Below are 17,499 nucleotides of genomic sequence, written 5' to 3'. Positions count from 1 at the left end.
ATTTTCTTTACTGTTAAAAAGTTGTAATTTTGCGGACTATGAAAAGATGGTATCTCTACCCTTTTTCCCTTGGTTATCATTTGGCAACCGCCATTAGAAACATAATGTATGACTGGGGAATTTATAAATCGACCACATTTAAAACTCCAATAATTAACGTTGGAAATCTTTCCGTGGGCGGTAGCGGAAAATCGCCAATGGTGATGTATATTGCCGATTTAATATCTAAACATTACCGAACGGGCGTTTTATCTAGAGGATACGGAAGAGTGACAAAAGGTTACGGAATCACCAATTATGACAGCAGTTATAAAACGGTGGGTGATGAAGCGATGCAACTTTTTGAGCGGTACAAAAACCGTTTCGTTATCGGCGTTTCAGAAGAAAGAGTTCCAGGTGCACGAAAGATGATCAACGATATGGATTTGAAAGCTTTGGTGCTGGATGACGCATTTCAACATCGAGCCATAAAACCCGGTTTCAATATTTTAATGACGGATTATAATGATCCTTATTTTAAAGATTTTCTTTTGCCTGCAGGTAATTTGCGCGAGAGTAGATCAGGAGCAAAGCGCGCTCAGATCATTATGGTTTCTAAATGTCCTTACGATTTGACCGACGAAAAAAAGCAATATTATATTTCCAGAATTAGACCTCAGCATGATCAAAAAGTCTTTTTCTCAAGCATTGGGTATGATGAAAATGTTTATTCCAGAGACAAAATGCTTCCAGATAACAACTTGGATTATTATGATATTCTGCTCATCACCGGAATTGCCAATCCGAAACCTTTACTCAATCATTTAGCAAGATTTTCGCAACGGGTGAAACATTTAAAATTCAGAGATCATCACAATTTCACAGATCAGGATATTAAAAATATTTTGGCTGAATATAAAAAATTAGGCGAATACAAACTAATCCTAACCACCGAGAAAGACTATGTGCGCCTCAAATCTTTTGATTATCTTAGGGATCTTGTTTACTATTGGCCCATCAATGTGAACATTGACAAGAAAGAAGAATTTAATCAAATCATCCTTAATTATGTTAGTAAAAATTAAAGAAACTGCACATTTCATTAAAAATATTATTCAGGACACGCCTGAATTTGCAATCGTTTTAGGTTCCGGCTTAGGAAAGCTCAAAGATGAAGTTGAAGCAATACATGTTTTAGAATATCACGAAATCCCTAATTTTCCGCAAACAACTGTTGCAGGGCATGGCGGACAGTTAATTTACGGAACACTTGAAGGTAAAAAAGTATTGATGATGAGTGGCCGATTTCATTATTATGAAGGTCACGACATTCAAACCGTGGTTTTTCCTTTCCGCGTTTTTCATTTGTTAGGAATTAAAAATTTGATTTTATCAAATGCTTGTGGCGGTGTAAATCCTGACTTTAAGGTTGCAGATGTGATGATTATTAATGATCACATTAACATGATGCCGGAACATCCGTTGCGTGGAAAAAACCTAGACGAACTCGGTCCACGGTTTGTGGATATGAGCGAACCTTACAATAAAAAGATGATTGAAGTGGCGGCAAATGTTGCCAAAGATTTAGGAATCAAAGCGCACCAAGGTTGCTACGTTGCTTTACAAGGTCCAACTTTCGAAACTCCGGCGGAATACGGAATGATTAAAGCGATTGGTGGAGATGCTGTTGGAATGAGTACTGTTCCCGAAGTAATCGTTGCGAAACATCAAGGAATGGATTGTTTCGGAATTTCTATTATCACTGATGTTGGCGGACCAGACATTGCATTCACCGTTTCGCACGAAGAAGTTTTACAAGCGGCTGATAAAGCAATGCCGAACGTTATTAAAATCGTTAAAGGTTTGGTGAAGAATTACAACGCTTAATTTTTTCGAAAATACAAATAGAAAAAACGCATCTTTTCGGGATGCGTTTTTTCTGTTTTAAAGACTATTTCACTTTCACGTAAATATGTCTAATATTATTCACGCCGGTTTCGCGCTCATCAATTTCTATCTTACCGATGCTTCTAATCAAAGGCAAGAGTTTTGCAAAACCAAAGTTTCGCGGATCAAAGTCGGGTTTCTTTTTAATAATAAAACTGCCGAGATTTCCTAGGAATGTCCAGCCATCTTCGTCACCTAAATCATTAATGCTTTCTGTAATTAATTTAATGGTTCGTCCATCAACTTTACTCAATGGCTCTTTTTTTCGTTTAGGTTTCTCCGTTTTTTTAGTCACTGTATTTCCTGAATCTTTTTCCGAATCCTTGTCAGAATCGTCGGTGTCGTTTAAGATTTCCAAATAAATAAATTTATCACAGGCGGAGATAAAAGGCTTCGGTGTTTTCTTTTCACCAAATCCCATCACCATCATTCCGGCTTCCCGAAGTCTTGTTGCCAGTCTGGTGAAGTCGCTATCACTTGATACAATGCAGAAACCTGTTACTTTTTCGGAATATAAAATATCCATTGCATCAATAATCAGTGCGCTGTCACTAGAGTTTTTTCCAGTCGTGTAACTGTATTGTTGAATTGGGGTAATTGCATTTTCGAGCAAAACATTTTTCCAACCGGAAACGGTAGGTTTGGTCCAGTCGGCATAAATTCTTTTAATGGTTGGAGTTCCGTTTTTGGAGATTTCCTCCAACATTTCTTTTACATTTTTATAGGGAACATTGTCCGCATCGATGAGGACTGCTAATTTATCGTCGGTCATATTATTTTTCTATTTACAATTTTATTTTACTGGAATTGTGCTGTCGTCTCTTCTTCCGTCCCATAGTGATAAAACTTTAATTTGCTTTGTATCAAATTCATAGAAAAGAAGGTAATCTCGAACAATTTTCACCCGTACATTTTCAAAGTTTGTTTTTCGACCAATTTTTGGATTATCAGCAATTTGTTTTAAGGTATTTATGAATAGTTTATTTAATTTAATACTATACGTTTTAGATTTATTTCTAATAATCCAATAGTCAAGAATCTCCTTCCTTTCAAAGTTGGCTTCTTTTGTCCAATTTATTTTTCTTGCAGCCACTTTTCAATTTCGGTATTTGCGTCTTCTCCTGAAAGAACTGTGTCATTTTTCGCTTCAGTTAGTCTCTGTTTTTGCACTGAAGAAGCTTGAAAAACACCTTCCTCTAACTCAAAATCTAAAAGTTTTTGAATTTCTTCAATAATCCTAGTTTCTTTTAAACTGATAATTTTATTGATTAAATCTAATTTTAGGTCAGCAGTGCTCATTGTGTTTCAATTTACTTCAAATTTACAAATTCTAAGTTATATTAAACTTCAATATCATTCCCTAATTTTGCGCCATGCAAACCGACCGAAAAATAATTCATGTTGATATGGATGCTTTTTACGCTTCTGTGGAACAACATGATAATCCAGAACTGCGAGGGAAACCTTTAGCAGTCGGCGGCGGGATGTACGGCGTGGTGGCCGCAGCAAGTTACGAAGCTAGAAAATTCGGAATCCGATCTGCAATGCCGGGAAGAATTGCCATGGAAAAATGTCCGCATTTAATTGTCGTAAAACCGCGCTTCAATCGATACAAAGAAATTTCGCAAATAATCAGATCCATTTTTTACGAGTTTACTGATTTGGTCGAACCACTTTCTTTGGATGAAGCTTATCTTGATGTTACCGAAAATAAAAAAGGTATTGAATCAGCGCAGGATATTGCACGTCAAATTAGAAGTCGAATTTTCGAAGAAACGGGTTTAACCGCCTCTGCGGGAATTTCGGTGAATAAATTTTTAGCAAAAGTAGCTTCTGATTATCGCAAACCGAATGGACAAAAAACCATTCATCCAACCCAGATTCTGGAATTCATGGAAGAACTGCCGATAGAGAAATTTCATGGAATCGGAAAAGTCACGGCCAACAAGATGCACGAGCTGCATATTTATACGGGTAAAGAATTGAAGCAAAAGTCACTGGAAGAATTAGTTGCTCTTTTCGGAAAATCCGGAACTTACTATTTCAATGTCGTACGCGGAATTCATAACAGCGAAGTAAAACCGAATAGGATTCAGAAAAGCGTCGGGGTGGAGGAAACTTTCTGGGAAAACTTAGCGGATGAAGAAGCGGTTTTTAATCAGTTAAAAATAATCAGTGAAGATCTGGATACGCGACTTTCAAAAAAAGAAATTAAAGGAAAATCATTAACACTGAAAATTAAATACAAAGATTTCACGGTGTACACCCGAAGTAAAACTCAAGAAATTTATTACGAAAACGCAAAAGATTTCTATTTGATTGCTAAACAACTTTGGGAACTTCGACCGTTTGATAAACCAGTTAGACTGTTAGGCTTATCACTTTCTAACCTCAACACCCAAGAGAAAAAACAAGTTTCGGTACAATTGAAAATCCCGTTTGTGGAGTTTACTTAAAGCTAGGGAAACTGTAAAATTTCCGCATTCGTTTTATTATTAATAAATTAGAGAAGAAATTAAAAGGAATCGATAAGACTCGTTTTACGTAAATATTTTTCGGGACACTTTTTGCTACTCCATTTTAAAAATTAACAATTATGAACCCAACCATGATTCAATTTTTCCATTGGTATTCCGATGGAAATTCGCAATTATATAATCACATAAAAGATTCTGCAACTTATTTAAAAGAATTAGGAATTTCCGCCGTGTGGTTTCCGCCCGCTTACAAAAGTGCTGGTGGCGGATATTCTGTCGGTTATGATCCTTACGACTTATTTGATTTGGGTGAATTTGACCAAAAAGGAACTACGCCAACTAAGTATGGAAACAAAGAACAATATTTGACGGCTTGTAAAACTTTACAAGAAAGTGGAATTTCTGTCATTGCCGATATTGTACTCAACCATAAAGCTGGAGGTGACGAATTAGAAAAATTTCACGCCGTAAAAGTGAACCCTGAAAATCGTCAGGAAAATTTATCCGAACCTTTCGAAATAGAATCTTACACCAAATTTACATTTCCGGGGAGAGGTGAAAAATATTCAGATTTTAAATGGAATTTTCAATGTTTTTCTGGGGTTGATTATGCCGAAGGTCAGGAAGAAGGAATTTTTCAAATCATCAACGATCACGGCGATGGTTGGGAAGAAATGATTGATACTGAAAAAGGAAACTACGATTATTTGATGTACAATGATGTGGACCAAAGAAATCATTTCGTTCGCGAAGAATTGAATAACTGGGGGAAATGGTACCACGATCAGATTCATTTTGATGGCGTTCGACTGGACGCGGTGAAACACCAGTCGCCCGAATTTTATCAAGAGTGGTTACACACTTTGAGAGCCAACACGGGAAAAAATATTTTTGCCGTCGGCGAATACTGGTCTCCGGGAGAATTGCCCCTTTTAGAAAAATATATTGAAGCAACAGAAGGATCGATGAGTTTATTCGATTCCTCTTTACATCACAATTTTCACGAAGCCTCTTTGGCTGGAGCTGAATATGATTTAAGGACGATATTTGATAAAACTTTAACATTGTCAAATCCTTTATTATCAGTAACACTCGTTGATAACCATGATACGCAACCTTTACAAGAATTGGAAGCTCCGGTTGAAAAATGGTTCAAACCGTTGGCGTATGCTTTAATTTTATTGAGACAAGATGGTTATCCGTGTATTTTCTATCCCGATTTATTTGGCGCCCATTATACCGATCAAGACAAACAAGGAAACGATCAGGAAATCTTTTTAGACAAAGTTGAAAAAATTGAAGAGCTATTAAAGGCTCGTCAATTGTTCGCTTACGGAACACAGCGCGACTATTTCGAAGATGCAAACTGCCTTGGTTGGATTCGCGAAGGTGATGAAGAACACAAAGGTTGTGCAGTTGTCCTCAGTAATAAAGACGCTTACCAAAAACCCATGGAAATGGGTTCCCAATATTCGGGACAAACTTTTCACGATTACTTAGGATGGTTTGAGGATAAAGTCACGATCGATGAAAATGGTTGGGGAAATTTCCCCGTGCCGGCTGGCAATGTTTCGGTTTGGATTCCTGCAGACTAATTTTATGAGAGAGTAAAAAATCATTTAGCACTTCATTAACATAAATTTGATCAGCAAGAAACTATCTTTGTTTTCAATAAAAATAAAATACATGAGCGATAATTGGAATATAAAAGCCTTTGGAACGGTTTCTAAAAATGATGATTTGAAAGAAATGACCATCGACCGAAGAGAGGTCAAACCGACAGATATTGAAATTGAAATTTTATATTGCGGCGTTTGTCACAGCGATTTGCACACCGCCAGAAATGATTGGGGCGGCACCAAATATCCAGCGGTTCCCGGACACGAAATCGTGGGAAGAATTACGAAAGTGGGTGAAGAGGTAACCAAATTTAAAGTTGGTGATTTAGCCGGTGTAGGTTGTATGGTAGATTCTTGCAAAGAGTGCGAAAGTTGCAAACAGGACTTAGAACAATATTGTCTGAATGGTTCAACGGGAACGTATAATGGAAATGATCAACATTTAAATCAACAAACCTTTGGTGGCTACTCAGAGAAAATTGTAGTTACCGAAGATTTCGTTTTAAAAATTCCAGAAAATTTAGATCTAAAAGCGGTTGCTCCTTTACTTTGTGCAGGGATTACAACTTGGTCTCCACTAAAACACTGGAACGTAAAAGAAGGAAGTAAAGTTGCTGTAGTCGGTTTAGGCGGTTTGGGTCATATGGCAATTAAATTAGCTAAAGGTTTAGGTGCAGAAGTCACTTTGATTTCCAGAAGTCCAGACAAAATTCAAGATGGATTGGATCTTGGTGCCGATGCTGTGGTGATTTCTACGTATGAAAATGAGATGAAAGCAGCAGCTGGAAAATTCGATTTAATTATCGATACCGTTCCTTATGATCATGACATTAATGCTTATATCTCCACTTTAAACATCAGTGGAACCTTAGTTTTAGTCGGCTTCCTCGGTAAAATGGACGAAGCTCTTCTATCTGTTCCGATGGTATTAGGTAGAAAATCAGTTGCCGGTTCATTAATTGGTGGAATTAAAGAAACTCAGGAAATGCTGGATTTCTGTGGTGAACATAATATTTTACCAGAAATCGAAATAATCAATATGCAAGACATTAATAAAGCTTATGAGCGAATGCTAAAAAGCGATGTTCGTTATCGATTTGTAATTGATATGCAGTCTTTGCAAAACTAGAATCAATAATAAAATAGAAAAATCCGGTTGAAACTCAGCCGGATTTCTTGGTTATTTCTTTAAAATTTCTTTCGCTACTTTTTGTGTTCCATCAATAGGTTCTAAAATTTTTAGTTTTAAAATATCAGTTACGATTGGATAAACACTCACATTTTGAAATTCACCAATTTCAAGATTTTGTTTAAAGGCTGGGCCTGCTGCAATAAAAGCAGCTTTCATTTCAGGAACTTCGTATGGGCTATAACCGTGCTTTCCCATCGAGGTTCTTTTTCCTTTTTCCAAAAATATTTTAGGTGCTTTAGGAACCAATAGAATTTGGCCGATTCGATTATAGCGATCATTTTTCGCTGAGAAATTAAGTTTCTTTGGAAATCTTTTATCGAGAAAAACATCGTAATTAGCGGTTTTATTTCTCTTTAATTCTTTATAAACTGATTTTACTTCTGCTGGATCTTTCACCACCACTCTCATTAAAGTTTGAGCGTTGTAAAAATCAAATCTGTTTTTATCGAAAAGAATCTCTGGAATTTCAAGCGGGTTTTCTATATCCACTTTCACCATTCCGTGATCTGACACGAAAATGAAGTTGACATTATTTAATCCTAATTCGTTTACTTTCTTAATCAAATTTCCGATGGCGTCATCAATCAAATGAACCGACTGTTCAGCTTCCTGACTATCTGGTCCGTACCGATGTCCCGCGCCATCAACTTCTGGAAAATATAAACTTATGAAATGCGGACGGCGATCTTCTGGTAATTTTAACCAGTCGATTACTTTAGAAACCTTTTCGTTGGGTGAGAATTTCTCATGGTAATGATAATAATAGGTTGGCCTTTTTCCGCCCGCATCACTAGCAGAACCTACCCACATCATCGAGGCAGAAAGCGTTCCTTGCTGTTCGGCTAAACTCCAAAGTGGTGTTCCGCCGTACCAGGTTCCGTCTTCTGCAGCTTGTTTGTTGCTCATTGCATAGAAACTTTTCCGCTGATAATCGTAAAAGTAATTATCGATCAATCCATGGTGAGCAGGATATAAACCCGTAATTAAACTCCAATGATTGGGAAAAGTAATGGTCGGAAAACTGGGAATTAAAGCTTGAGCGGAAACTCCAGTTTCAGCTAGGTTGGTAAGATTTTCAGGCTTGTATTTTTTGACATAATCGTATCGAAAGCCGTCGGCCGAAATTAAAATGACGTAAGGTTTGGCAATAGATTCCACAGAATTTAATCGATTTGGAACTACAACTTGTGCGGTATCCGTTTGGGAAAACCCATTAATAAAACTTAAAATAAAAAGAAAATAAATCAGCTTTTTCATAGAATTAGAATAAATACAAAGTTAATCTTTAAATAGACGTACTAAACTTAGTTTCATCATTAAACTAGAAGATAAAATTTTTAAGCACGACTGTAAACCGTCTTAATTTTTATCAAAAAATATTACATTTGTACGCAATCCGCACCTACCATATGAAAAAAATAATACTCTTTTTATTCTCCTTTATTTTCGTCACTTCTTTTGCACAACTTGATCGGGAACATTGGTTTGCACCGATGTATGATGGACAAGGCAATGGTAGCCCGGAACAATACCTACATCTTTCGACAAATGAAACTTCAGCCTTTAAAGTTTTGGTCTACAGCAATAATGCGGTTGTATACACAAGGACGATTAGCAAGGGAAATCCTGCGATTATAAAAGTTTACAGAGATTATATCATTACCAAATCAAAAAATGACTTGCATACGGTTGGAAACAGGGGCCTTTACATACAAGCTGAAAAACCATGTTTCGCTAATTTACGTTTTCGGGTTGCAAATCATGCCGAAATTATCACCTCTAAAGGAACCGCTGGTATTGGAACAAAGTTTTATACTGTGGTTGCGCCTAACGCTCAAGTTAATAATAACCTTGGCTTTGGAGCGAGCTTTTTGGCTACTGAGAACAACACTACTGTAACCGTTAATAATTTCAAGAAAAACCTTTATTTTAATGATTATGGCCTAGCAACGGATTTTACTTTCACCCTTAATAAAGGAGAAAGTTACATAATTGATGGCCGCTCCACGAATGCAGAAAATCTCAATGGTTTCATTGGAGCTACAGTTACTTCCGATAAACCCATTTCTATGAGTAATGGGAATTTTAATGGCCAGTATGCGACATCGGATTTAGACGATGGATCAGACATTTTGATGGATCAGTCTGTGCCGGTGGATAAATTAGGAGATGAATTTGTAATTGTAAAAGGTTACGGAGCTATAGGGAATAATATGGAAGGTGCAATTGTTGTTGCCACTGAGAAAAACACGTCACTTTACGTCAATGATTCTACCGTTCCGATTGCTACTTTAGCTAATGAGGGAGACTATTATTTGATCGACGAATCGAACTATACTTTGAGAGGAAGTGACCATTATAATCTACATATTAAAACAGATAAAAACGTCTATGTCTACCAACTTTTGGGAGGTGTAGAAAGTGGCAGTTCTCCACTTGCCACTGGTGGTATGAATTATATACCGCCGCTTAACTGTTATTTGCCAAAAAAAATTGATGAATTAAGTTATATCAGTAGAATAGCTCAAACTGATTCCGACAATACTTTTTTAACGAAATTAAATATTATAACACAGCAAGGAGCGGTTGTAAAAGTGAATGGAATAATTCCCGACGCTCAATATGGGCCCTATGAAATTTCTACGATCACCGCTAATCAAACTTGGGTAACTTATTCAATCCCCGAAGTCAAAGGAAATCTCACCATAGAATCAAGTAAAGCCGTAACCGCGGGAATCGCAAGTGGTAATAATGCTTTTGGGTATGGTGGCTATTTTGCAGGATTTTCCGCGATTCCTCTTATTTTAAAAACCGAAGGAGACTGTCTTCAAAACTCACCACCAGTCAAACTTGCCGTGACTGAAGGTTTCGATTCTTATCTGTGGCTTATTCAGGTGAATGGAGTTTTTGTTCCAGCACCAGTAACTGCACAACATCCATCGAACTCTGAATTTGAATATTTCCCCACCCAAGCCGGAATTTACGCCGTAAAAGTACAGCAAGGGACCTGTCCCGAAATTCAAACCGCAGATTTCAAATTCTACAATTGTACTACTTACACCAACTACGATTTTACCACTTGCACGGAACAACTAATTAGTCCTGAATTCGCTTTAAGTTCCCAAACTATCAATAATACCACCCTTAAAATTGATACGCCACCAACCAAAGGAAACGTTGTAATCAATGCAGATGGAACCATTACCTATACCGCAAACCCGAATGCAATTGGAACGGATACTTTTAAATTTTCCTTTTGTGGAAATGGTGCTATATCCGACTGCGAAACCGTGCAAGCAACCATTACTTTAAATCAAATTGAAAAATACAATGTGCCTTTAGGAGAATGTTCTGAAACAGGATCTGCAACTTATGATTTACGAGAAGCAGCTGTAACTCCAGATTCGACGGTTTCTAAAACTTATTATGAAACTGAAGCTGGCGCAGAAAATGAGATTGCAGCAGAGGTAATCAACAATTTTGCAAATTTCACTTCTGTCGATCGATTCGTGTGGGTCCGGATGAAAAACACTTTTGGATGTGTTGCCGTTGCGAGAATTGAATTGAAAGTAAAATTACCCGCGGACGTTAAACCTGAACTATATACCAAAAGCCACTGCGACGAGGATATCGATGGCGTGCTTGATGGTATTTATAAAGTTGACGTAACTTCAATTACACCGTCAGTTTTACAAACTCCATCTAATCATATCGTTCGTTATTATGACACCGAAATCAAGGCAAACGCAGGATCATTAACAGACAATATCAAAGACATTTTCAGTTTTACAGCAAACCGTTCAATCTGGATTAGAGTAGAACCCAAAAATGGTTGTCCAATTATTGTTGAAAAAATTTCGATATTAATAGGAACGAAATTGATTCTCGATACGGTGGCTCCAGATACAATTTGTGATGATGATTTAGACGGAAAAAAAATGGTTCATTTAAGCAACTATATTTCTGATTTCAATAATGAAGCTGATGTTACAGCTACTTATTTCCTTAATTTAAAAGATGCCCTCAACAACGAGAATTCCATTCCAGAAGAAGTTGAGGTGAAAAACGCTGGTACTTATTATTTACGTCTGCAGAAGCCCAGAAATTGTGCTGAAATTGGTTCTTTAAATCTAAAAATAAAAATTCCAAAAAATTCTCTGAAGCTCGTTGATAAAAATATTTGTCCGCTCGTGATTATGAATTTAGATGCAGGAGAAGGCTTTAGCGACTATTTGTGGAGTAATAATTCTAAGGAGCAATCCATCGATGTTCCCGCTGGAGATTATTGGGTTGATCTTACTTTCGAGGGCTGCACGTACAGACAAAAGGTCTCGGTAAAAACAGTACTGTTACCCGTAATTAAGGTCATCGAAATTCAGGGCGGAACCATTACCGTTTTGGTGACAGGCGGAAATCCACCATATCAGTACTCGCTCGATGGATCCACCTATCAAAGCTCGAATGTTTTCAACAATGTTCCGCCGGGAAATTATACCGTTTATGTAATTTCTGCCGATGAATGTGTGCCAACAACAACTGAAATTAATATTCTCAGAATTCTGAATGTAATCACGCCAAATGATGATGGTAAAAATGATGTTCTGAACTACGATGATCTGTTGCGAAAAGACAATCCATATTTACAAATCTTCGACCGCTATGGAGTTTCTGTTTTCAAAGGAGACAAAAACAACAGTTTCTCTTGGGACGGAAAATCCGCCGGAAAACTTGTTGGCACCGGAAGTTATTGGTATGTTTTACAATGGCAAGAACCAGGTTCAGCAACCGTTACAAAATTGACCGGTTGGGTTTTAGTAAAAACCAGAAATTAATAAATCTTAAAATTTTAATCAAAAAAAACCTGAATTCACAGCGAATTCAGGTTTTTTATTTTGCGAGAAAATATAATTATAAAGACACAATTTCGGCCAATATTCTTTTGGTTTCTTCTTCCAGTTCTTCTAAACCGTCATTATTAAAAATAATAAAATCGGCTAATTTTACTTTGTCTTTTTCGGGCATTTGTTTCAACATAATCGTCTCCACCTCACGATATGTTTTGTCATCGCGATCCATTACTCTTTTTAGTCGACAGTTATCATCTGCAGTTACCAATAAAGATTTATAGCAATTTTTATTTAATTTTAATTCAAATAAAAGCGCCGTTTCTTTAAATACAAAAGGAGTCGTTTGTTGAGGTACCCAATTTTTGAAATCGAGCTTTACCGCGGGATGAATTAATGAATTTAATTTCAGCAATAAGTCATCATTCTTAAAGACAAGGTCCGCAACATACTTTCTATCGTAGAAACCATCTTCATCATAGGAGTTTTCTCCTAAAAGTTCTTTAATTTTTTGCTGAAGTTGTTGGTTGTCATTGACAATGTTTTTCGCCCGAATATCTGAATAGTAAACAGGATAACCTGCTTCTTCGATGAGTTTCGAAACGGTTGATTTCCCCGAGCCAATACCGCCGGTTATTCCAATAATCTTTGTACTGCCCCTGGGTTCGGGTTCAGCTTCTTCTTCTATCATAACTTTATTTTAATTTTTCTAATCTTAATAACCAAAAACCTCGTTCATACTGAAGGTTTCATCTAATCGAATTCCTTTCTCCGTCATTTTCAAACTTGCCAATTCATTGTGCGCGTCGTGTTCAAAAAACAAAAGATATTCATTATCAACACATTGCTTTAAAAACTTCGCTTTTTCTTCCATCGTCAAAAGCGGACGCGTATCATAACCCATCACATAAACTTGTGGAATATGACCAACGGTCGGAATTAAATCTGCCGCAAAAACAATCGTTTTCTCCTGATATTGAATCACCGGAAGCATTTGCTTTTCGGTATGTCCGTCCACAAAGATAACATCCATTTTTAAATCTGGCGCAAAACCATAATTCCCATTTTGCGGAGTCGGCAAAAAATTTAATTGTCCACTTTCCTGCATCGGCATAATATTCTCCTTCAAAAAACTTGCCTTTTCTCTCGGATTTGGTTCTGTCGCCCATTTCCAATGTTGCTCATTCGTCCAGAAATGGGCGTTTTTAAAAGCAGATTGATAACCCGTTCGGTCATCATTCCACTCGATCGCGCCACCACAATGGTCAAAATGAAGATGCGTTAAGAATACATCCGTAATATCTTCTTTTACAAAACCATATTTTTTGAGATTTTTATCCAAAGTATCATCACCCCAAAGTGAGTAATGTCCGAAGAATTTCTCGTTTTGCTTGTCTCCCAAACCACAATCGATGAGAATCAGCTTTTTACCGTCTTCCACCAAAAGCGAACGCGTTCCCAAGTCAATTAAATTATTTTCATCAGCCGGATTCGTCCGTTGCCAAAGCGATTTAGGCACGACACCAAACATGGCACCACCATCTAATTTAAATTTTCCGCACTGTATAGGATAGAGTTTCATAAATTTTAATTTTTTTTGATATGTCTTAAACGCCAAGGTCGCAAAGATTTTTTCTCGCTACTCAACTATAGGTTCGCAAAGGCGTTTCACTCAGCGAAGGAGTACTTTATTATAAATGATTTACGATTCTTTTAACGCCATCTTTAAACAATAAAGAATGAAAGTTCAAAAGCATTCCTAATTTATAACCTGTAATTCTTAAATAATTCAAAAGTTGATAGGTATGATAATTATTAATTTCAGGAACTGCTCTAATTTCTATTATTACTTTATCTTCAATTAATAAATCAACTCTAAAAGCCTTTTCAATAACCAACCCTTCATATTCAATTGAAATGTCTTTTTGTCTTTCAACTTTCAAACCTTTCTGCTTTAATTCATAAACCAAGCATTCTTCATAAACTGCTTCATACAGACCAACTCCAAGTTTTCGATGAATTTTTAAACCCGACTCAAATACAACTTTTGAAATTTCATTTTCATTCATATTTCAATCATGTAGCATTAAAATAGTGACTCGCAACTTCGCTGAGTGAAACGCCTTTGCGACCGAATAAACACAAATATATTAAATTTTCTTTGCGCTCATTGCGTTAAAAATAATCTTTTTACTTGGCTCTTTTTACTTGGCTCTTTAAAAAAGTTCATCAGGTCTGCGTGGCATCGCAATCTGCAAATGTTTGTACGCTTTCTCGGTCACTTCTCTTCCTCTCGGAGTTCGAATAATAAAACCTTCCTGTATCAGAAACGGTTCATAAACCTCTTCCAAAGTTTCCGGATTTTCTCCAATCGAAGTTGCCAAGGCAGATATTCCAACTGGTTTTCCACGGAAATTTTCGATCATCACGCGCATAATTCGATTGTCCATATCATCCAATCCGAATTCATCAACATTTAAGGAGTTCAACGCAAACTTGGTAATATTAATTTCAATTTCGCCATTTCCTTTGATCTCTGCAAAATCACGAACTCGTCTCAACAATGCATTTGCAATTCTGGGTGTTCCACGACTTCTACGCGCAATTTCTAACGCAGCATCTTCATAGATTTTAACATCCAGAACTCGCGCACTTCTTTCAATAATCATTGATAAAAGTTCGATCGTATAATATTCTAATCGCGACTGAATACCGAATCTAGCCAGCATCGGTTTGGTCAACATTCCACTTCTGGTAGTTGCACCAACTAAGGTAAACGGATTTAAACCAATCTGAACGCTTCTCGCGTTCGGACCACTTTCCAGCATGATGTCGATTTTATAATCTTCCATCGCCGAATACAAATACTCTTCTACAATCGGCGATAGTCGGTGAATTTCATCGATAAATAAAACATCATTTTCTTCTAAGTTCGTTAGCAAACCTGCTAAACTTCCGGGTTTATCCAAAACTGGACCTGAAGTTATTTTACAGCCAACTCCTAATTCATTAGCGATAATATGAGCCAAAGTAGTTTTCCCTAAACCTGGTGGACCGTGTAAAAGCACGTGATCTAAGGCGCCATTACGGTTTTTTGCCGCGGCTACAAACACCTCTAAATTATCCAAAGTCTTTCTCTGCCCAGCAAAATCCTGAAAACTCTGCGGACGGATTTTCTCCTCGTTCATTAATTCATCTTCGGAAAAATTCTCTTTATCGGGGTGTAGGAAATCTGACATTGTAATATTTGAAATCTTTCAAAGATAATATATTTACAACAAAAGGTCTGAAAGTCGCGACCAAATAATTTTTTAATAACGAAAAAGATTTTACATTTACTTGCTATGAAAATCATTCTCCTTTTATTGACCTTTTTACCCATTCTTCATTTTGCCCAAATGGAAACGGATCGACCTGGAGAGGGAACTGCCAGTACCATCATTTTTGCAAAAACAATTCAGTTAGAAAGTGGAATCATTTACAACCGAAATGAAAAAGGCTTCACCTCAGATCATCTTCTTCGTTTCGGATTGACTGAAAGATGGGAAGTTCGTTTGCAAACCATTCAAAACTTAAGCGATTCGTCTGAAAGCACTTACGGCTTTTCTTCAAAATATAATTTTTTAAAAGGAGAAGACTATGCGCCTTCACTAACTCTAATTGCAGATTCAGATTTTAAGTTTGAGGATTATTCTTTCATCTTGGCTTCGGATAAACAACTGACCGAAAATTTCGGAAGTTCTGCTGGAATCGGCTACGTAAAAGAAAACTTACAAGATTTCTATTTCCTATCTTTTGGTTTAGATTACAGTTTTACCGACCGACTGGGGATATTCACAGATCATTACGGCTACTTCAATTCGAATCTTTCACCCGAACATGGTGTTGATTTTGGCCTCACTTACCTCGCGGCCCCACGGCTCCAATTGGATGTTTCTGTCGGCAGTAATCCGCAAAATATTTCCGAGGAATATTATTTAAGTACCGGGATTTCTTATCGATTCAGATAAAGATTTCTATAATAAAAGCAATTCATTCTATCTTCAATTAATGCCGAAAACACTCGCGATTAGAGCTCTAATTTCGTAGTTTTGCGCGATTATGTTTTCAATACCTCAAAAGCAAAGATTTGCATTATCTGCTTATTTCTTTTTATCTGGAATTTGTTTTTCTACGTTCGCTTCTAGAATACCAACCCTCAAATCTATTTTTACTCTTACAGAAGGAGAATTAGGAAATTTATTAATGATCATGCCGGCAAGCGCCATTATCGGAATTCCTCTTTCAGGCTGGATGGTCGCAAAATATAACAGCAGGATTCCGCTGCAATTAGGAAGTGTCCTCTTTCTGTTATCGCTATTTTCCCTAGGTTGGGGCTTTTCGCTGGTTGGATTGATCGTCTCCCTTTTTTTGTTTGCCTTATCTCTCCGAATTATTAATGTTGCCATTAATACGCAATCACTCTCTCTACAAGAAAAATTCGAAAAAAAAATCGTGGGGAAATTTCACGGTATTTGGAGTATCGGCGGTATTGCAGGAGTCCTTTTTTCGACGATTATGCTCAATTATGGAATCTCTATTTTCTGGCATTTTTTGATGGTCATGTTGTTTGGTATCCTACTAATCATTTTCATGTTTCCTTTGCTCATTAAAAATGATAAGGCCAAATCAAGCAATCCCTTCAAATTTCAAAAACCCAGCAGATATATTTCCCTACTAGGGTTTATGGTTTTTTTCGCCGCAATTTGCGAGGGCGGAATGTATGACTGGAACGGGGTTTATTTAAAAGAAGTTGTCAATCAAGAAGTTTTCACCTACGGTTATCTCCTCTTCATGGTTTGTATGACAATTTCCAGATTGACCATCGATAATTTAATGGGTCGATTTGGAATGCAAAAACTGTACATCGTAAGTTCGATTCTGATCGTATCGGGAGTTCTTACAGTTACGCTATTCCCAACTCTTGTCCCAGTTCTTATAGGGTTTTGCTTCATAGGCTTTGGCGTTTCTGGTCTTTTCCCCATGACTTTGATCCTCGCAGGTAGGGCTAAAAAATATTCTATTCCTATTGTCATTTCCATCATCAGCACCTACTCTACGGTCGGTATGTTTTTAGGGCCGCCGCTGATTGGCTATCTTGCAAGTGCATTTGGATTGCAGCGAGCTTTCATTACGTTCATCGTTGCCGGCTTAATGTTTATTCCGCTTTCCAAAATGGTTTTCGATCATTTAAAAAAGACCAATTAGAAATTTTAAAATAAATTTGTTTAGTTGTTAAAGTCTTTATCTTAGTATATCTAGAATAATCAACCACAAAAGGCACAAAAGCTTCTAGTCCCTTGAAGATTAAATGATTCAGTTTTAAAGATAAAAATAGGTTGATGCAAAACATTCCTTTTATTTGAACTTGAATCAATTATTTTTATTTTATCCTCTTTTGT

At 36.9% G+C, this 17,499-nt stretch carries 16 protein-coding genes; 8 read left to right on the top strand and 8 right to left on the bottom strand.

The window, feature by feature from the left end; translation table 11 throughout:
• The first annotated feature begins 38 nt into the window (after positions 1-38).
• Complete coding sequence (gene lpxK / locus BMX49_RS04065; protein ID WP_034718833.1) at positions 39-1,064, top strand: tetraacyldisaccharide 4'-kinase; 1,026 nt, start codon at positions 39-41, stop codon at positions 1,062-1,064.
• Entirely contained in the window at positions 1,048-1,866 is an 819-nt protein-coding gene (locus BMX49_RS04060) for a purine-nucleoside phosphorylase (RefSeq protein ID WP_034718832.1), read from the top strand. The genes lpxK and BMX49_RS04060 overlap by 17 nt, the downstream gene beginning before the upstream one ends.
• Before the next feature lie 64 nt (positions 1,867-1,930).
• Here BMX49_RS04060 and BMX49_RS04055 read toward each other — a convergent pair whose 3' ends face one another.
• The 3 genes from BMX49_RS04055 to BMX49_RS04045 are packed head-to-tail and all read right to left on the bottom strand — an operon-like array spanning position 1,931 to position 3,225.
• Positions 1,931-2,698: an NYN domain-containing protein gene (locus BMX49_RS04055; RefSeq protein WP_034718827.1), complete on the bottom strand. Its 768-nt coding sequence runs from the start codon at positions 2,696-2,698 to the stop codon at positions 1,931-1,933.
• Positions 2,699-2,719: 21 nt separating this feature from the next.
• On the bottom strand, positions 2,720-3,019 hold the full coding sequence (locus BMX49_RS04050) for a type II toxin-antitoxin system RelE/ParE family toxin (protein WP_034718825.1): 300 nt from the start codon (positions 3,017-3,019) through the stop codon (positions 2,720-2,722).
• Positions 3,001-3,225 (bottom strand): hypothetical protein, encoded by a 225-nt coding sequence (locus BMX49_RS04045; RefSeq protein WP_034718824.1) that lies wholly within the window; start codon positions 3,223-3,225, stop codon positions 3,001-3,003. Before BMX49_RS04045 ends, BMX49_RS04050 begins: the two co-directional genes overlap by 19 nt.
• A gap of 74 nt (positions 3,226-3,299) precedes the next feature.
• On the opposite strand from BMX49_RS04045, the gene dinB reads away from it, so the two are divergent.
• The 3 genes from dinB (at position 3,300) to BMX49_RS04030 (ending at position 7,151) form a co-directional block, all read left to right on the top strand.
• The gene (gene dinB / locus BMX49_RS04040) at positions 3,300-4,382 is read left to right on the top strand and encodes a DNA polymerase IV (RefSeq protein WP_034718822.1); all 1,083 of its coding nucleotides are present in this window, start codon (positions 3,300-3,302) and stop codon (positions 4,380-4,382) included.
• Between the two features lie 140 nt (positions 4,383-4,522).
• The gene (locus BMX49_RS04035; protein WP_034718821.1) at positions 4,523-5,998 is read left to right on the top strand and encodes an alpha-amylase; all 1,476 of its coding nucleotides are present in this window, start codon (positions 4,523-4,525) and stop codon (positions 5,996-5,998) included.
• 91 nt (positions 5,999-6,089) lie between these two features.
• Positions 6,090-7,151: an NAD(P)-dependent alcohol dehydrogenase gene (locus tag BMX49_RS04030; RefSeq protein WP_034718820.1), complete on the top strand. Its 1,062-nt coding sequence runs from the start codon at positions 6,090-6,092 to the stop codon at positions 7,149-7,151.
• A gap of 51 nt (positions 7,152-7,202) precedes the next feature.
• On the opposite strand, the gene BMX49_RS04025 is transcribed toward BMX49_RS04030, so the two are convergent.
• Positions 7,203-8,471, bottom strand: coding sequence for an alkaline phosphatase family protein (locus BMX49_RS04025; RefSeq protein WP_034718819.1), 1,269 nt, complete (start codon positions 8,469-8,471; stop codon positions 7,203-7,205).
• Positions 8,472-8,623: 152 nt separating this feature from the next.
• On the opposite strand from BMX49_RS04025, the gene BMX49_RS04020 reads away from it, so the two are divergent.
• Positions 8,624-12,046, top strand: coding sequence for a T9SS C-terminal target domain-containing protein (locus BMX49_RS04020; RefSeq protein ID WP_034718818.1), 3,423 nt, complete (start codon positions 8,624-8,626; stop codon positions 12,044-12,046).
• A 76-nt stretch (positions 12,047-12,122) separates the two neighbouring features.
• Here the strand turns inward: BMX49_RS04020 and coaE are convergent, their stop codons facing one another.
• From coaE to ruvB, 4 genes are all read right to left on the bottom strand, one after another.
• Positions 12,123-12,749: a dephospho-CoA kinase gene (gene coaE, locus BMX49_RS04015; RefSeq protein WP_051803683.1), complete on the bottom strand. Its 627-nt coding sequence runs from the start codon at positions 12,747-12,749 to the stop codon at positions 12,123-12,125.
• A gap of 24 nt (positions 12,750-12,773) precedes the next feature.
• A complete protein-coding gene (locus BMX49_RS04010) occupies positions 12,774-13,640 on the bottom strand; it encodes an MBL fold metallo-hydrolase (RefSeq protein ID WP_034721157.1) in 867 nt (288 codons plus the stop codon).
• Positions 13,641-13,749: 109 nt separating this feature from the next.
• A complete protein-coding gene (locus BMX49_RS04005; RefSeq protein WP_034718817.1) occupies positions 13,750-14,127 on the bottom strand; it encodes a GxxExxY protein in 378 nt (125 codons plus the stop codon).
• A gap of 147 nt (positions 14,128-14,274) precedes the next feature.
• Positions 14,275-15,297 carry a Holliday junction branch migration DNA helicase RuvB gene (gene ruvB, locus BMX49_RS04000; protein ID WP_034718816.1) on the bottom strand — a complete coding sequence of 341 codons (1,023 nt, stop codon included), beginning with the start codon at positions 15,295-15,297 and terminating at the stop codon, positions 14,275-14,277.
• Between the two features lie 105 nt (positions 15,298-15,402).
• Between ruvB and BMX49_RS03995 the strand changes: the two genes are divergently transcribed.
• Positions 15,403-16,068: a transporter gene (locus BMX49_RS03995; protein ID WP_034718814.1), complete on the top strand. Its 666-nt coding sequence runs from the start codon at positions 15,403-15,405 to the stop codon at positions 16,066-16,068.
• A gap of 91 nt (positions 16,069-16,159) precedes the next feature.
• Positions 16,160-17,305 carry an MFS transporter gene (locus tag BMX49_RS03990; protein ID WP_034718812.1) on the top strand — a complete coding sequence of 382 codons (1,146 nt, stop codon included), beginning with the start codon at positions 16,160-16,162 and terminating at the stop codon, positions 17,303-17,305.
• The last annotated feature ends 194 nt before the right edge of the window (positions 17,306-17,499 follow it).

The sequence above is a fragment of the Kaistella antarctica genome (assembly GCF_900109615.1).
GTDB classification, from domain to species: Bacteria; Bacteroidota; Bacteroidia; order Flavobacteriales; family Weeksellaceae; genus Kaistella; species Kaistella antarctica.
The sequence above is the reverse complement of the archived record's forward strand: the minus strand, read 5'-3'. Positions and strand labels throughout refer to the sequence as shown.

Coding starts and splice junctions, on each gene's coding strand:
- lpxK (WP_034718833.1), top strand. CDS start 39: ATGAAAAGATGGTATCTCTACCCTTTTTCCCTTGGTTATCATTTGGCA.
- BMX49_RS04060 (WP_034718832.1), top strand. CDS start 1,048: ATGTTAGTAAAAATTAAAGAAACTGCACATTTCATTAAAAATATTATT.
- BMX49_RS04055 (WP_034718827.1), bottom strand. CDS start 2,698: ATGACCGACGATAAATTAGCAGTCCTCATCGATGCGGACAATGTTCCC.
- BMX49_RS04045 (WP_034718824.1), bottom strand. CDS start 3,225: ATGAGCACTGCTGACCTAAAATTAGATTTAATCAATAAAATTATCAGT.
- dinB (WP_034718822.1), top strand. CDS start 3,300: ATGCAAACCGACCGAAAAATAATTCATGTTGATATGGATGCTTTTTAC.
- BMX49_RS04035 (WP_034718821.1), top strand. CDS start 4,523: ATGAACCCAACCATGATTCAATTTTTCCATTGGTATTCCGATGGAAAT.
- BMX49_RS04030 (WP_034718820.1), top strand. CDS start 6,090: ATGAGCGATAATTGGAATATAAAAGCCTTTGGAACGGTTTCTAAAAAT.
- BMX49_RS04025 (WP_034718819.1), bottom strand. CDS start 8,471: ATGAAAAAGCTGATTTATTTTCTTTTTATTTTAAGTTTTATTAATGGG.
- BMX49_RS04020 (WP_034718818.1), top strand. CDS start 8,624: ATGAAAAAAATAATACTCTTTTTATTCTCCTTTATTTTCGTCACTTCT.
- coaE (WP_051803683.1), bottom strand. CDS start 12,749: ATGATAGAAGAAGAAGCTGAACCCGAACCCAGGGGCAGTACAAAGATT.
- BMX49_RS04010 (WP_034721157.1), bottom strand. CDS start 13,640: ATGAAACTCTATCCTATACAGTGCGGAAAATTTAAATTAGATGGTGGT.
- BMX49_RS04005 (WP_034718817.1), bottom strand. CDS start 14,127: ATGAATGAAAATGAAATTTCAAAAGTTGTATTTGAGTCGGGTTTAAAA.
- ruvB (WP_034718816.1), bottom strand. CDS start 15,297: ATGTCAGATTTCCTACACCCCGATAAAGAGAATTTTTCCGAAGATGAA.
- BMX49_RS03995 (WP_034718814.1), top strand. CDS start 15,403: ATGAAAATCATTCTCCTTTTATTGACCTTTTTACCCATTCTTCATTTT.
- BMX49_RS03990 (WP_034718812.1), top strand. CDS start 16,160: ATGTTTTCAATACCTCAAAAGCAAAGATTTGCATTATCTGCTTATTTC.